Below are 15437 nucleotides of genomic sequence, written 5' to 3'. Positions count from 1 at the left end.
TTAATATAATTCCACTTGACGAATATCGACAAATTTACCAAACACCGCTGCGGCTGCTGCCATTGCTGGGCTAACAAGATGTGTTCGGCCATTACGCCCTTGACGGCCTTCAAAATTACGGTTACTGGTGGAGGCACAGCGTTCCCATTCGCCTAGTTGGTCATCGTTCATTCCTAAGCACATTGAACAGCCGGGGTTACGCCATTGTGCGCCAGCTTCAATAAAGATTTTATCCAACCCCTCTTTTTCTGCTTGCTCTTTCACAAGTCCAGACCCCGGAACAACCAACACGCGTTTTACGTTATCCGCCACTTTACGCCCTTTCATCACCGCAGCGGCAGCGCGTAAATCTTCAATACGAGAGTTCGTGCAAGAGCCAATAAATACTTGATCAATGGAAATCTGAGTTAAATCTGCGTTGGGTTCTAAACCAATATAAGCTAAGGCTTTTTCCGCAGAGGCACGTATCACAGGATCACGCATTTCCGCTGGATTGGGTACGGTTTGATCAATACCAATCACCTGTCCCGGATTTGTTCCCCAAGTGACTTGTGGTGCGATGTCTTTGGCTTCTAATACGACTACCGTATCAAATTCAGCCCCTTCATCGGTTTTGAGTGTTTTCCAATAAGCGATAGCCTCATCCCAATCTTTACCTTTCGGCGCATAAGGACGCCCTTTTAAATATTCAAAGGTCGTTTCATCTGGGGCAATTAATCCTGCTTTCGCACCGAGTTCAATTGCCATATTACATACTGTCATTCGGCCTTCCATTGAGAGGTTACGAATCGCTTCGCCACAAAATTCTACAACGTGTCCTGTGCCACCAGCCATTGTGGTTTTACCGATAATCGCAAGCACAATATCTTTTGCAGTAATCCCCGGGGCAACTTTACCACGTACTTCAATTTTCATATTTTTCGCGCGACTTTGTTTTAAGGTTTGTGTTGCTAACACGTGTTCGACTTCTGATGTTCCAATTCCAAAGGCTAATGCACCAAAAGCACCGTGAGTTGCGGTGTGTGAATCGCCACATACGATGGTCATACCCGGTAAGGTTAGCCCTTGTTCAGGTCCAACTACGTGAACGATACCTTGTTGTTTGCTATTCATATCAAACAACTCAATTCCTGTCTTTGCACAGTTTTTAGCTAATTCAAGCACTTGAATTTTGGCTTGCCCTTCCAATTTATTCACATCACGTACTTGCGTTGAAATACTGTGATCCATTGTGCCGAAGGTTTTTCCTACTTGACGAACGGGGCGGTTCGCGACTCGTAATCCATCAAATGCTTGAGGGCTAGTAACCTCGTGAATTAAATGGCGATTAATGTATAAAATCGGTGTTTCACCTTGTGATTCGTAGACGATGTGTGCATCGAATAATTTGTCATATAGGGTTTTTTGTGTTTTCATTTGTAATCACTCGTTGTTTAGTTATTCTTTTAATCATATAGAATATTAAAATTGAATTTCGTTATAAGCATACCAAGCAATATTGGCCGCTAAGAACCACATAAATAAAGCAACTGCCGTATCAAAAACAATCCAGGCTTTACGGTTTTGGAAAAGTTTTAAGGCAAAGCGAGAAAAATAAGCAATGCTAAAGAACCAAAGAGCAGAGGCGGTTAATGCACCAATGACAAATTGCCATTTCTCAGTTTGATTTAGTTGTGCTGCAACTCCTCCTACAACCACAACGGTATCCAAATAAACGTGTGGGTTGAGCATTGTGATAGCTAATGTTGAAAGGATTGAAAGCTTGATGCTTGAGCGTTGTTGCGCTATATCAAATTTCAGTTGATAATCTCCTTTGCGTGCAGTTTTCCAAGCATTTAGTCCATACCAACATAGAAATATAATGGCAGCGGCAGAAATGCATAATGTGACCCAAGGATTAATTGTAGCAACTGAACCAACAAAAAATACCCCTGTAAACATAAGCAGAAAATCGCATAAAAAGCAGATGAAAGCGATGATAAAAGCATTATTTCTAATAATACCATTTTTGATGACAAACACATTTTGCGCACCAATCGCCATAATCATACTGCCTGAGAGGAGCAAACCGTAAATAAAGTTATCCATTTATAATAAACCTGTGGTTCTTTAATTAATTTTCAATAATTTGTTGAATAATGAGATCCCCCATTTCCTTCGTTGAAACAGGTGTGTTTTCATCGGCTAAATCTGCTGTACGATAGCCATTTTCTAGCACTTTTTGTACCGCACTTTCTATTTCATTCGCCGCCTCATTAAGATTAAAGCTATAACGTAACATCATTGCGGCAGAAAGAATTTGTGCAATCGGGTTTGCGATACCTTTCCCTGCGATATCAGGGGCAGAACCACCTGCAGGCTCATATAAACCAAATCCTTTTTCGTTTAAGCTCGCTGAAGGTAGCATTCCCATTGAACCCGTGATCATCGCACATTCATCAGAAATAATGTCGCCGAAAATATTTGAGCAAAGTAACACATCAAAAAATTCAGGTTGCTTGATTAATTGCATCGTAGCATTATCAATGTAGATATGATCTAACGTTACTTCTGGGTAATCTTTCGCAACTTCTTCAACCACTTCCCGCCATAAGATTGAACTGATTAATACATTGGCTTTATCTACAGACGTTAAATGTTTTTTACGTTTCATTGCGGTTTCAAAGGCAACTTTGGCAATGCGTTTAATTTCATAGCGATGATAAATTTCCGTATCATAGGCTTTCTCATTATCTCCCTCGCCTTCGCGCCCTTTTGGCTGACCAAAATAAATGCCTCCCGTTAATTCACGGACGGTAACCATATCAAAACCTTTAGCAGCAATATCTGCACGCAATGGGCAGAATTTTTCTAAGCCTTTGTATAAGGTTGCAGGGCGTAAATTACAAAACAATGAAAAATGTTTGCGTAATGGTAATAACGCACCGCGTTCAGGTTGTTGGTTAGGCGGAAGATGTTCCCATTTTGGTCCACCCACTGAACCAAATAAGATAGCATCGCTTTGTTCGCAACCTGTTAAGGTGTCTTCTGGTAACGCTGTGCCGTGCTTGTCAATGGCAATGCCACCTACATCAAAATGGCGGAAGTTAAGCTGAAAACCGTATTTTTGTTGTACGGCATCAAGCACTTTAATGGCTTCTGCCATCACTTCAGGCCCAATGCCATCACCACTTAATACAGCAACATTATAATTTTTCATCGTATCACTCCTTAATTGATCGAGTTTTTGCTTAATTTCAAATTTTCTACTTTATGTGAGCGGTAAATTGCATTGATGGCGTGGATCAGCGCACGGGCTGAGGATTCTACAATATCCGTTGCCAAGCCCACCCCGTGGAAACGGCGACCTTTATGCTCCACCACAATATCCACTTGCCCTAGTGCCTCAGCCCCTTCGCCTTTAGCCGTTAAGTGATAATTCAACATTTTTAAATCAATATTCGTGATGTTCAAAATGGCATTAAACACTGCATCAACTGGGCCATTCCCCCCACTGGATACTTGGCTTAATTTTTCACCGTCTAGCTCCACTTGCACAAAGGCAGAGGCAGGTAAATGGCTGATCATTTGTGAAGTAATCACATCTAAGGTTAAACGATCCTCATCGCCTTGCTGCATATCAATAAAAGCAAGGGCTTCTAAATCATAATCGAACACTTGCCCTTTTTTATCTGCTAATTTCAAGAACGCCTCATACAATTTATCTAAATCATATTCACTTTCTTGATATCCCATTGAATCCATATGATTTTTTACCGCTGCACGCCCAGAACGAGCCGTTAAATTCAATTTTTCTTTTTTCAAACCGATGGTTTCTGGCGACATAATTTCGTAAGTATTTTTATTTTTCACCATACCGTCTTGATGAATACCAGAAGAATGGGAAAAGGCATTTGACCCAACAATCGCTTTATTGGGTTGAATTGGCATATTACATAATTGACTAACCATTTGGCTAACACGGTGAATTTCTTGTGTATTAATACGAGTATCTACGCCAAACAAGGTCTGACGGGTTTTAATTGCCATCACCACTTCTTCCAATGCCGTGTTACCCGCACGCTCACCGATACCATTTACTGTACATTCAATTTGTCTTGCACCATTTTGTATCGCAGTTAAAGAGTTCGCAGTCGCCATTCCCAAATCATTATGGCAATGCACGGAAATAATCGCTGTATCAATATTTGGTACACGGTTCATTACATTGGCGATAATATTGCCATATTCCATTGGTAAACAATAACCCACTGTATCTGGAATATTCACTGTGGTTGCTCCCGCATTGATTGCGGCTTCTACAATACGGCAAATATTATCAATGCCTGTACGCCCAGCATCTTCACAAGAAAATTCCACATCATCGGTATAACGGCGCGCACGTTTAACCGCATTAATTGCCATCTCTATCACATCATCAAAGGTGCGACGTAATTTGCTTTCAACGTGCAAAGCTGAGGTGGCAATGAAAGTATGAATTCGGAATGCTTCCGCCACTTTTAAGGCTTCTGCTGCCACATCAATATCTTTATCCACCGCACGAGATAACGCACAGACACGACTATTTTTGATATGTTCCGCAATGGTGCGTACGGATTCAAAATCTCCCTCAGAAGAAACAGGAAATCCCACTTCCATTACATCAACGCCAAGACGTTCAAGAGCAAGGGCAATTTGTAGTTTTTCTTTTACCGTTAAACTGGCTTTTAGGGCTTGCTCGCCATCGCGTAAGGTGGTGTCAAAGATAATCACTTGATCTGTCATAACTTATCCTTTCATTGATTTTGAATATAAAAAAACCCGCCTCTAAAGTGCGGGTCAAATTTGGGAAATTTTTACATAACGTGTTTTTTATCCACAAGCTAGCCGCACAAAAATTGTGAGAGGAGCAGGTGGAGTGAAAGCAAAACACGAGTAAACATAAAACATAATCCTTCTTGAAAACGGTTTTATCTTACCTGCTAAAAATAAACTGTCAAACACTATTTTAGTATTTTTCTCTAAAGCAAACGATTTTCAATGTATTTATTTAGTTTAATATTTTGCATTTTAATTTTATATTGGTTTAATAAACTAAAAGTGGCAAAAATGTTATTTTTTTATACCGCACTTTTCCTGAAAACAAGAGAATAAAATTTATTTTGATAAAGAAGAAAAAACAAATTTTGCGTTAAATCAATAATAACCTACAAATACTACTAAAGGGGTAGCCTTTCTTTGCTGGAAGAACTACGCGGCGTTATCGCCTTATGATAGAATCAGGGCATTTTCCAATAATTGTCAATTTTTATGTCAATAATCAATCAATTACAGCTTGAACAAATTACCTGCCAACGTGGCGATAAAACCTTATTTTCCGAGTTATCTTTAACTTGGCAAAGTGGTGATTTTGTACAGATTGAAGGACATAATGGTATTGGAAAAACCAGTTTATTACGGATTTTAGTTGGGCTAGCCGAACCTGTTGTTGGGCAAGTATGCTGGAATGCTCAACCGATTAAACAATGCCGTGAAGCGTATTATTACCAGTTATTATATTTAGGTCATCACACGGGAATTAAACCAGAACTTACTGCGTGGGAAAATTTGAAATTTTATCAAGCCGTTAGCCAATGCCAACAAGGTGAAGAAGCCCTTTGGCAGGCATTGGAAAAAGTGGGCTTGATCGGGCGTGAAGAGATTATCGCAGGGCAACTTTCCGCAGGGCAACAGCGACGTATTGCCCTTGCACGGTTATGGCTTTCCCAAGCGCCTTTATGGATTTTAGATGAGCCTTTCACGGCGATTGACAAAAAGGGTGTACGCATTTTAACAGGCTTATTTGAACAGCAAGTGGAAAAAGGCGGAATGGTGATTTTAACTAGTCATCAAGCGATCCCGAGCGAACAATTACAGGTGCTGGATTTAGAGAAATATAAATTTGACCTACATCGTGCTTAGTCGCTATGCTCAAATAAAGTGCGGTGCAAAATGAGAGACGTTTTTATGCAGATATTTGCACAAATTATCAAACGGGAATTACGCATTGCGATGCGAAAACAAACGGAGATTCTCAATCCGTTGTGGTTCTTTTTGATTATTATTACCTTATTTCCTTTGGTCATCGGCCCAGAACCGAAATTACTCGCCGAAATTGCCCCCGGGATTGCTTGGGTGGCAGCCTTGCTCTCGGCATTATTATCTTTTGAACGTTTATTTCGTGATGATTTTATTGATGGCTCATTAGAGCAATTAATGCTCAGCTCACAACATTTAGCCTTAACCGCATTAGCTAAAGTGGTGGCACATTGGTTATTGACAGGTTTACCCCTGATTTTGCTTTCCCCCATTGCCGCATTATTGCTTTCTTTGGATAGCCATATTTGGTGGGCGTTAGTGCTGACATTGTTATTGGGGACGCCAATTCTAAGCTGTCTTGGTGCAATTGGTGTGGCGCTTACGGTTGGGCTACGCAAAGGCGGTGTGCTATTGAGTTTATTGGTGTTACCTTTGTTTATTCCCGTGCTGATTTTTTCTTCGTCTGTCCTTGAAGCGGCGGCACTTACCTTGCCTTATAATGGGCAACTTGCTATTTTGGGCGCAATGTTATGTGCTGCATTAACCTTATCGCCTTTTGCTATTGCGGCAGCGTTACGGATTAGCGTGGAATAACGTGAGAAACTGATTTTTGATTTTAAAGTAAGGAAAATATTCATTATGTGGAAATGGCTTCACCCTTATGCTAAACCAGAAACGCAATATCGCGTATGTGGAAAATTACTTCCTTGGTTTGCCATACTTTCAACCTTATTCATTGCGACGGCTTTAGTATGGGGCTTAGCTTATGCACCAGCAGACTACCAACAAGGTAATAGCTTTCGCATTATGTATATTCACGTTCCAGCAGCCATTTGGTCAATGAGTATTTATGTGTCAATGGCGATTGCGGGAATCATTGGTTTAGTGTGGCAAATTCGCCAAGCGCATCTTTCAATTATTGCGATGGCACCAATTGGTATGGTATTTACTTTTATCGCCTTAGTAACTGGGGCGATTTGGGGAAAACCTATGTGGGGAACGTGGTGGGTGTGGGACGCACGCTTAACCGCATCATTAATTTTATTTTTCTTATATTTAGGCGTGATTGCGTTGTATTCCGCATTCCAAGATCGCACAACAGGAATGAAAGCCGCCGCCATTTTATCCATTGTTGGTGTCATCAATATTCCGGTTATCCACTTCTCTGTGGAATGGTGGAATACCTTGCACCAAGGCGCGAGTATCACCAAATTTGAAAAGCCATCTATTGCAACGCCGATGTTGATCCCACTGATTTTATCTATTTTGGGCTTTATGGCATTAACCATTTGTTTAACCTTAGTGCGTTATCGTTTAGCCTTATTAAATGATGAGAAAAAACGCCCTTGGGTAAAAATGTTAGTAAATAGCAAATAAATTTTGCATAAATTTGCACCGCACTTTTATTTTTTAAACATAATGTGGGGAGAAAACCAAAGTGCGGTGGTTTTTCAACGAATTTTTAATTTTATAAGGATAAGAGAATGTTTTTTAACTCTGTGAGTGATTTTCTAAATATGGGGGGCTATGGGTTTTACGTCTGGCTTTCCTATGGCATTTCTTTCTTAGCCATTGTGGGCTTGATCTTGCAAGGGGTGATGAGTAAGAAAAATCTCATTAATGAAATTAAACGTGAACAACAACGCGCCCAATATGAACAAAAACGTAGAACGGGAGAAAGCCTATGAATCCAAGACGTAAATCTCGTTTAACCATTGTTTTATTTGTGTTAGTCGGTCTTGCGGTGGCGTCATCGCTGGTGTTGTATGCGTTGCGTCAAAATATTGATTTATTTTATACACCAACAGAAGTACTTTATGGCAAAAATGAGAATGCGGAAACCAAACCGCACGTTGGGCAACGTATCCGTGTTGGCGGAATGGTGGTGGAAGGCTCAGTAAAACGTGATGCGAAAAGCCTGAAAGTGGTATTTGATCTCAACGATATTGGGCCTTCAATTACGGTGGAATATGAAGGTATTTTGCCTGATTTATTCCGTGAAGGACAGGGCATTGTCGCACAAGGAGTATTAAAAACCCCGACTGTGCTAGAAGCCAGTGAAGTATTGGCAAAACACGATGAGAATTATGTTCCACCCGAATTAGGCGAACAAATGAAAAAAGTGCATAAGCCAATGGGCATTTCAGATTTAAGCCATGAAAGCGAACGAGATCGTCAAGAAAAACGAGAAGGTAAATAATGATTGCGGAATTAGGAAATTATGCGTTAGCCCTAAGTTTAGGCATTGCATTATTATTGGCGATATTCCCTTTATATGGGGCAGAAAAAAATAATGCCCAACTGATGGCATTAGCACGTCCAATGACCTATGGATTATTTGTGGCATTGAGTTTGGCATTTGCGTGCTTATTTTATCTATTCGCGACCAATGATTTTTCTGTGCAATATGTGGTCAATAATTCAAATACAACGTTACCTTTGGCTTATCGCTTATCTGCGGTATGGGGATCGCACGAAGGCTCATTATTGCTATGGATTTGGTTGCTCACCTTATGGAGTGCTGCGGTAGCCTTTTTCAGCAAGCCGTTACCGCAAGAAGCGGTTGCGCGCGTGTTAGGCGTGATGGGGGTTATTACGATTGGTTTTTTGATTTTTGTTCTCTTCACATCGAACCCTTTTACACGTACCTTTCCAAATTTTCCAGTGGAAGGGCGAGAATTAAATCCTTTATTGCAAGATGTGGGCTTAATTTTCCACCCGCCCCTGCTTTATATGGGCTATGTGGGATTTTCAGTGGCATTTGCTTTTTCCATTGCCTCATTAATGACGGGCAAACTGGATACCGCGTGGGCAAGATGGTCAAGACCTTGGACAATGGCCGCTTGGGTGTTTTTAACCTTAGGGATCGTACTTGGTTCTTGGTGGGCGTATTATGAACTCGGCTGGGGCGGCTGGTGGTTCTGGGATCCGGTAGAAAACGCCTCATTAATGCCTTGGTTGGCAGGAACGGCGTTATTGCATTCGCTTGCGGTAACCGAAAAGCGGGGCGCATTTAAAGCTTGGACAGTATTGCTGGCGATTTTAGCCTTTTCCCTTTGTTTGCTCGGCACATTCCTTGTGCGTTCGGGTATTTTAGTGTCTGTACACGCCTTTGCTTCTGATCCAACCCGTGGACTCTATATTTTAGCGTATTTGATCGTCGTGATTGGTGGCTCACTGACCTTGTATGCTTACAAAGGCAACCGCATTCGTTCAAGAGATAATGCAGAACGTTATTCGCGCGAAACGATGTTGTTACTCAATAATATCCTTTTAATGACCGCACTTGCTGTGGTGTTTTTAGGTACATTATTGCCTTTAGTGCATAAACAACTTGGCTTGGGGAGCATTTCTATCGGTGCGCCATTCTTCGATCAAATGTTCCTTTACATTATGATCCCTTTTGCTTTATTACTTGGTATTGGACCGTTGGTAAAATGGCGTAGAGATCAATTTTCTGCTATCCGAACACCTGTCATTCTTAGCCTAATTTTGATGTTAATTGCGGGGGTTGTGTTGCCTTATTGGTTACAAGATCGTATCACGGCAACCTCTGTGCTAGGCGTGATGATGTCGGTGATTATCACCGTATTAGCCTTATACGAATTACAACAGCGAGCTACTCACCGCCATCACTTCTTTGCAGGGCTAAGCAAACTTTCCCGCTCGCATTGGGGAATGGTGTTGGCACATCTCGGCGTGGCGATGACCGTCTGGGGGATTGCCTTTAGCCAAAATTACAGCATTGAACGTGATGTGCGAATGAACGTTGGCGATAGCATTGAGATTGCGGGCTATGATTTTAAATTCCAAGGGATTAGTGATGCGAATGGGCCAAACTATCTTGGTGGCAAGGCAGAAATTGAAATCAGTAAAAATGGTCAATATGAAACCACGCTGTATGCTGAAAAACGCTTTTACACGGTAAGTAAAATGTCAATGACAGAAGCCGCGATTGATTGGGGCTTTGCACGCGATCTCTATGTGGCATTAGGTGAAAGCCTTGGCAATGGCGCGTGGGCATTACGTTTATATTATAAACCGTTTATTCGTTGGATTTGGCTCGGTGGTCTCTTTATGGCGTTAGGCGGCTTGCTTTGTATGTTTGATCGACGTTACCGTTTCAAACAGTTATTAACGAAGGCTTAAACAGAATAAGAAGGTTATAATGAATAAAAAATATGCAATTCCGCTAATTTTATTTTTGGCATTGAGTATTGCCTTTTTCGTTCAATTACAGCGTAATTCCAACGGCGATGATCCCAAAGCGTTGGAAAGTGCGTTAGTGGGCAAACCTGTGCCAACCGCAATATTGCAAGATCTGTTTGACAACAAAACGCACGAGCAACGTATTTTTCAGCAAGGCAAGCCAATCTTATTGAATGTATGGGCAACTTGGTGTCCCACCTGCTATGCGGAACATCAATATTTAAATCAGCTTCATTCACAAGGGATAACCATTATCGGGGTAGATTATAAAGACAAAACGGATAAGGCGATTAAATGGTTAAAAGAGTTAGGCAATCCTTATCAGCTTGTGATTAAAGATGAAAAAGGCGCTTTTGGACTTGATTTAGGCGTCTATGGCGCACCAGAAACCTTCATTATTGATGGCAAAGGCATCATTCATTATCGCTATGCAGGTGATGTGAACGAAAAAGTCTGGCAAAGCACGTTACAGCCAATTTATCAAAAATTAATGGAACAAAAATAATGCGAAAAATTCCTTATTTTTTTACCGCACTTTTATTTTTTGCTATCACCGCCAAGGCAGCGATTGAGGTGCGGAATTTTGCGTCAGCACAACAGGAACAAGATTATCAAAGCCTCACCCAAGAGCTACGTTGCCCGCAGTGTCAGAACAATAATATTGCAGATTCTAACGCCACCATTGCGGTGGATATGCGCGAAAAAGTTTATCAATTGCTCAATCAAGGACAAACTAAACAGCAAGTGGTGGATTATATGGTGCAACGTTATGGCAACTTTGTTACCTACAACCCACCGCTCACGCCAGCTACGCTATTACTTTGGATTGTACCGATTGGCTTGGTGTTATTTGGTGGTATTTTAGTGTTACGCCGCAAATCCAAAACACAAATTCAGGCAAAGCAAAGTGCGGTACAAATGGATGATGAAAAATTAACCCAAGCAGAACAGCAACGTTTAGCAAAATTATTAGCAGATAAGGAATAATCAATGAATTTTTGGCTCATTAGTCTAGGCGTAACACTCTTGATTGCAGTGATTTGTTTCTATCCCTTATTATTTTCAAGCAAAACCGAACAGGATAGCAATAAGCGAAATAAGTTAAATAAAGCCTTTTATCTTAATCGGTTAAAAGAACTTGAGGATGATGAACAACAAGGCTTAATTGAAGATACCCCGCAGTTACGCACAGAATTGCAACAAACCTTATTGCAAGATATTCCTGAAAATGAACCGCTGCAACAAGATCATAAACAATATGGCAAAATTTGGTTTGTTTCAGGTTTTCTCGCGTTGGCTATTCTAGCGGGATTAGGCTATATGCGTGTAGGAGCGTGGCAACAAGAGGCTATGATTGAAAAAACTTATCAAAAATTACCGCACTTTTATGAACGCTTAAAGGAAGAAGAAAGTAAGCCAATGAATGAGCAAGAATTACAGCAGTTTGCGATGGCTTTGCGTTTGAAATTGCAAAAAGAGCCAAATAATGCGGCAGATTGGTGGACGCTTGGGCAGGCGGCAATGAATCTTAATGATGCACGTTTGGCTTATGACAGCTATGCAAGAGCGGTAAAATTAGATCCTGAAAATAAGGAATATCAGCTTTCTTATGCACGTATATTAATGTTCTCTGATGACCAAACGGATAAAAATAAAGGTATGGATTTACTCAAAGGCGTACTGCGTAAAGATCATACGAATTTACAGGCGTTAGGTTTGTTGGCTTTTCAATATTTTGAAGCTGAAGAATATAAAATGGCTGCGGTTACTTGGGCAATGATGCTGCGTTTAATTCCCAAAGATGATCCTAGAGTCGCATTATTAGAAAAAAGTATCCGTGCAGCGCGTGATGCGCAAGAAGAAAAAGAGAAGGCAAATCAGAAAAAGTAATGATGTGTGGCGTCGCGCCATTTGAAATACGCCAATCTTATCTTTTTCCTATTTGAGCGATAATTCCACATTTTACTGAAAAAATGATATAGTGGAGCGATTATTGCGTGGAGGATAAATGAATTCATTATTTTTAGGTTTTCATCATATTGCGATTATTGCGTCAGATTACGCAAAATCTAAACATTTTTACACGCAAATTTTGCAGGCAAAGGTGATTCAAGAAACCTATCGAGCAGAGCGAGACAGCTATAAACTGGATCTTGCTTTGCCCGATGGTAGTCAAATTGAGCTGTTTTCCTTTCCCAACCCGCCAGCCAGAGTGACAAAACCAGAAGCTTGCGGTTTACGCCATTTGGCATTTAAAGTAAAGCATATTCATCAAGTTGTGGCATATTTAGCCCAACATTGCATTTTTTGTGAACCTATCAGAGTCGATGAATTAACGGGTAAGCAGTTTACCTTTTTTCAAGATCCAGATGGGTTACCTTTGGAACTATACGAAATTGAGTAAAATATTTGGTAACAAAATGAAAAAGTTAAATATAGCAACGGCTATCTTCCTTAGCTTTTCTAGCCATTTCATTATGGCAGTTGAAGAAACGGCAGAGCCTTCTGGTTATGTGGAAGTTTTTCGTTTTTCTGAAAGTGAGCCAGAAAATCAAACCTATGTGAGCAAGGAAGAATCGAAGCTTCTTAATCCTAAGAAAATGAGCGATGCAGAAAAACTCGCCAAAAGTATTGAGTTTGAAGTGTATGAGGTGAGTGAAAATCGTGTTGCGCACACGGTATTCAAATCTGGTGCGGGGATTTGTCGAGGGTTTAGATCACATTATGGCGTTGATATGACCGATTCTCGTACTTATTATATTGACCAAGCTAATAATGAATATTATGCAAGCATTGCAGGTGCCACCATTTATTCTAAAAATGCGCCAGAAAATGTGCAATATGCGCCTGTATTTAACATTCAAGATGAAAAAATTGCACAGCAGGTGCAAGATGAAGAAAATAAATACGGTAAACAAGTTGCAACACAAAATATTGCAAAAAATTCAGAAATGCTGAAAAAAACAATTTGTAAACAAGATTATTATCGTCGTTGAAAATGAAAATACGAGAAAGCGACCGCGGTGTTACTCGTCGTACATAAGGAAGCGGCAACGCTGTATGATTTTTATTTGGAATGACGATAACATACTGAGAGGGAAGGGGAATACCTTCCCTTTATAGTTTTAAAATCTCTTTCACGAAAGGAATCGTCAGTTTACGCTGTGCTTGTAAAGAGGCTTTATCTAAGTCTGCCAATGCTTGGAACAGCGTGTGCATATCACGATTAAGGCGTTTTAGCAGAAAATTAGCGGTTTCATCGGGCAGTTCTATGCCACGAGAATGTGCTTTTTGTTGTAATACCTTGATTTTCTGTTCATCATCTAAAGATACAAGCTGATAACTTTCCCCCCAAGATAAACGTGATCTCAAATCAGGCAATTTCGCTGGTAGCGCATTTGGTGATTGATTGGCACTGATGAGTAAAATACCTTGCCCTTGTTCTCGCATACGATTAATCAGATCAAAAATTGCGAGCTCCCATTCATCATTACCAATCACCGCTTGAATATCATCTAAGCAGACTAAATCTTGCTGCTCCAAATTTTCCAGCACTTCAGGGGAGAAATATTGTGATTTGCTTAATGGCACATAAATAGAAGGGCGTTGCTGCACTAAAAATTCATTAGAACAGGCTTTTAGTAAATGGGTTTTGCCGCTACTTTTTGTTCCCCAGATATAGAAAAATTGCTGTTTTAATTCAGTAAAATTTTTATGCAAGGAATCGAGCAACAATAAATTATTGTCGGCATAAAAATTATCTAGAGTTTCTTCATCAATTTGATGAATGGGAAGCGGTAACTGCAAATCTAATAACCAATGTGTTCGTAAACTAAAGTGCGGTAAGAATATACAAAAAAAATAGGGATAAATAAAGCCTACCCCTATTTTCTACGTTGAATTTGGTGATATTTTATTCTTGAATTTCTACCTGATCTTTCGCTTTTGGCAAAATCAGGTTAAGAAGGATCGCCACAACCGCACACAAACTAATACCTTTTAATGAAATTTCGCCGAAGTTCACGAACATTCCACCAATACCAAAAGTCATCACCACAGAAATAATGCACAGATTGCGTGCCTCGGTAACATCGACTTTGCCACGGATTAAGGTACTCATTCCGACCACTGCAATAGAGCCAAATACTAGCATCATAATGCCTCCCATTACAATGGTTGGAATGGTGGAAAGAAATGCCCCCACTTTTCCACAGAAAGAAATGGCAATTGCCCATACGGCAGCCCAGGTCATAATTGTTGGATTGAAGTTGCGTGTTAGCATAACTGCCCCTGTTACTTCCGCATAGGTGGTATTTGGTGGGCCACCCAATAATGATGCCGCAGTGGTCGCGACACCATCACCGAGTAATGTGCGGTGTAATCCCGGTTTTTTCAGAAAATCTTTACCCGTTACAGAGCTAATCGCCATAATTCCGCCAACGTGTTCTACCGCAGGGGCAATCGCAATTGGAAGTAAGTATAAAATAGCTTCTAGCTTAAATTCTGGTGTGGTGATATGCGGTAAACTAAACCAAGGGGCATCAAGGACAGGCTGGAAATTAATTAAGCCTAAGAATAAGCATAAAATATAACCGACCGTAATACCAAACATAATTGGAATCAGTTTCATTATTCCTTTAGCAAAAACCGCCACTGCCAGCGTCGTTAAGAGTGTTGCCATAGAAACTAAAACCGCATCATTATATTGATATGCTGAGTTTTTCCCAAGTGCCATATCTACCGCAACAGGCGCAAGTCCCATACCGATAATAATAATGACAGGGCCTACCACGACAGGCGGAAAGATCTTTTGTAAGGCTTCCGCACCTTTTAGTTTTACCAGTGTGCTTAACGCAAAATAGACTAAGCCAGTGCAAGCTAGCCCGCCCATTGTTACGGCAATCCCCCAAGTCGCAACGCCATATTGGATTGGCGCAATAAAAGCAAAAGAAGAAGCAAGAAAAATGGGGACTTGTTTACCCGTGCATAATTGGAAAAGTAATGTTCCCACCCCCGCGGTTAATAATGCGGTATTGGCATCTAAGCCTGTAATAAGGGGAACAAGTACTAGTGCGCCAAAAGCAACAAATAACATTTGCAAGCCTACAAAGGCTTGTTTGGCTTTGTTTTCCACCTCAATAGGTGCATTTGGATTGGTTTTTATCATTTTA

Annotated in this window: 17 protein-coding genes; 11 read left to right on the top strand and 6 right to left on the bottom strand. The window is 40.7% G+C overall.

Going from position 1 to position 15437, the window contains the following annotated elements; translation table 11 throughout:
• The 4 genes from leuC to leuA are packed head-to-tail and all read right to left on the bottom strand — an operon-like array spanning position 1 to position 4764.
• Positions 1–1416, bottom strand: coding sequence for a 3-isopropylmalate dehydratase large subunit (gene leuC / locus L5B90_RS05265; protein ID WP_265762331.1), 1416 nt, complete (start codon positions 1414–1416; stop codon positions 1–3).
• A 45-nt stretch (positions 1417–1461) separates the two neighbouring features.
• Positions 1462–2088, bottom strand: a complete 627-nt coding sequence (locus L5B90_RS05260; protein ID WP_265762330.1) for a LysE/ArgO family amino acid transporter — start codon at positions 2086–2088, stop codon at positions 1462–1464.
• A 25-nt stretch (positions 2089–2113) separates the two neighbouring features.
• Complete coding sequence (gene leuB, locus L5B90_RS05255; protein ID WP_265762329.1) at positions 2114–3199, bottom strand: 3-isopropylmalate dehydrogenase; 1086 nt, start codon at positions 3197–3199, stop codon at positions 2114–2116.
• A gap of 11 nt (positions 3200–3210) precedes the next feature.
• Positions 3211–4764, bottom strand: a complete 1554-nt coding sequence (leuA, locus tag L5B90_RS05250; protein WP_265762328.1) for a 2-isopropylmalate synthase — start codon at positions 4762–4764, stop codon at positions 3211–3213.
• A gap of 525 nt (positions 4765–5289) precedes the next feature.
• Here leuA and ccmA point away from each other — a divergent pair.
• The 11 genes from ccmA (at position 5290) to L5B90_RS05195 (ending at position 13262) form a co-directional block, all read left to right on the top strand.
• Positions 5290–5940 (top strand): cytochrome c biogenesis heme-transporting ATPase CcmA, encoded by a 651-nt coding sequence (ccmA, locus tag L5B90_RS05245; protein ID WP_265762327.1) that lies wholly within the window; start codon positions 5290–5292, stop codon positions 5938–5940.
• A 45-nt stretch (positions 5941–5985) separates the two neighbouring features.
• Positions 5986–6651 carry a heme exporter protein CcmB gene (ccmB, locus tag L5B90_RS05240; protein ID WP_265762326.1) on the top strand — a complete coding sequence of 222 codons (666 nt, stop codon included), beginning with the start codon at positions 5986–5988 and terminating at the stop codon, positions 6649–6651.
• A 45-nt stretch (positions 6652–6696) separates the two neighbouring features.
• On the top strand, positions 6697–7434 hold the full coding sequence (locus L5B90_RS05235; RefSeq protein ID WP_265762325.1) for a heme ABC transporter permease: 738 nt from the start codon (positions 6697–6699) through the stop codon (positions 7432–7434).
• A 107-nt stretch (positions 7435–7541) separates the two neighbouring features.
• Positions 7542–7745, top strand: coding sequence for a heme exporter protein CcmD (gene ccmD / locus L5B90_RS05230; protein WP_250351532.1), 204 nt, complete (start codon positions 7542–7544; stop codon positions 7743–7745).
• Complete coding sequence (gene ccmE / locus L5B90_RS05225; protein WP_250351533.1) at positions 7742–8257, top strand: cytochrome c maturation protein CcmE; 516 nt, start codon at positions 7742–7744, stop codon at positions 8255–8257. The genes ccmD and ccmE overlap by 4 nt, the downstream gene beginning before the upstream one ends.
• The gene (locus L5B90_RS05220) at positions 8257–10206 is read left to right on the top strand and encodes a heme lyase CcmF/NrfE family subunit (protein ID WP_265762324.1); all 1950 of its coding nucleotides are present in this window, start codon (positions 8257–8259) and stop codon (positions 10204–10206) included. The genes ccmE and L5B90_RS05220 overlap by 1 nt, the downstream gene beginning before the upstream one ends.
• Positions 10207–10225: 19 nt before the next feature.
• The gene (locus L5B90_RS05215) at positions 10226–10771 is read left to right on the top strand and encodes a DsbE family thiol:disulfide interchange protein (protein WP_250364038.1); all 546 of its coding nucleotides are present in this window, start codon (positions 10226–10228) and stop codon (positions 10769–10771) included.
• Positions 10771–11253 carry a cytochrome c-type biogenesis protein gene (locus tag L5B90_RS05210; protein WP_250364039.1) on the top strand — a complete coding sequence of 161 codons (483 nt, stop codon included), beginning with the start codon at positions 10771–10773 and terminating at the stop codon, positions 11251–11253. Before L5B90_RS05215 ends, L5B90_RS05210 begins: the two co-directional genes overlap by 1 nt.
• A gap of 3 nt (positions 11254–11256) precedes the next feature.
• Positions 11257–12156, top strand: coding sequence for a c-type cytochrome biogenesis protein CcmI (gene ccmI / locus L5B90_RS05205; RefSeq protein WP_250364040.1), 900 nt, complete (start codon positions 11257–11259; stop codon positions 12154–12156).
• A 118-nt stretch (positions 12157–12274) separates the two neighbouring features.
• Entirely contained in the window at positions 12275–12670 is a 396-nt protein-coding gene (gloA2, locus tag L5B90_RS05200; protein WP_250351538.1) for an SMU1112c/YaeR family gloxylase I-like metalloprotein, read from the top strand.
• Positions 12671–12686: 16 nt separating this feature from the next.
• Complete coding sequence (locus tag L5B90_RS05195; RefSeq protein WP_250351539.1) at positions 12687–13262, top strand: hypothetical protein; 576 nt, start codon at positions 12687–12689, stop codon at positions 13260–13262.
• 121 nt (positions 13263–13383) lie between these two features.
• Here the strand turns inward: L5B90_RS05195 and hda are convergent, their stop codons facing one another.
• Both hda and L5B90_RS05185 read right to left on the bottom strand, forming a co-directional pair.
• On the bottom strand, positions 13384–14073 hold the full coding sequence (hda, locus tag L5B90_RS05190; RefSeq protein WP_268738960.1) for a DnaA regulatory inactivator Hda: 690 nt from the start codon (positions 14071–14073) through the stop codon (positions 13384–13386).
• A gap of 106 nt (positions 14074–14179) precedes the next feature.
• Positions 14180–15433 carry a nucleobase:cation symporter-2 family protein gene (locus tag L5B90_RS05185; protein ID WP_265762323.1) on the bottom strand — a complete coding sequence of 418 codons (1254 nt, stop codon included), beginning with the start codon at positions 15431–15433 and terminating at the stop codon, positions 14180–14182.
• Positions 15434–15437 lie beyond the last annotated feature (4 nt).

Origin of the sequence: Avibacterium sp. 20-129, assembly GCF_026226845.1 — a bacterium.
GTDB lineage: Bacteria > Pseudomonadota > Gammaproteobacteria > Enterobacterales > Pasteurellaceae > Avibacterium.
The sequence above is the reverse complement of the archived record's forward strand: the minus strand, read 5'-3'. Positions and strand labels throughout refer to the sequence as shown.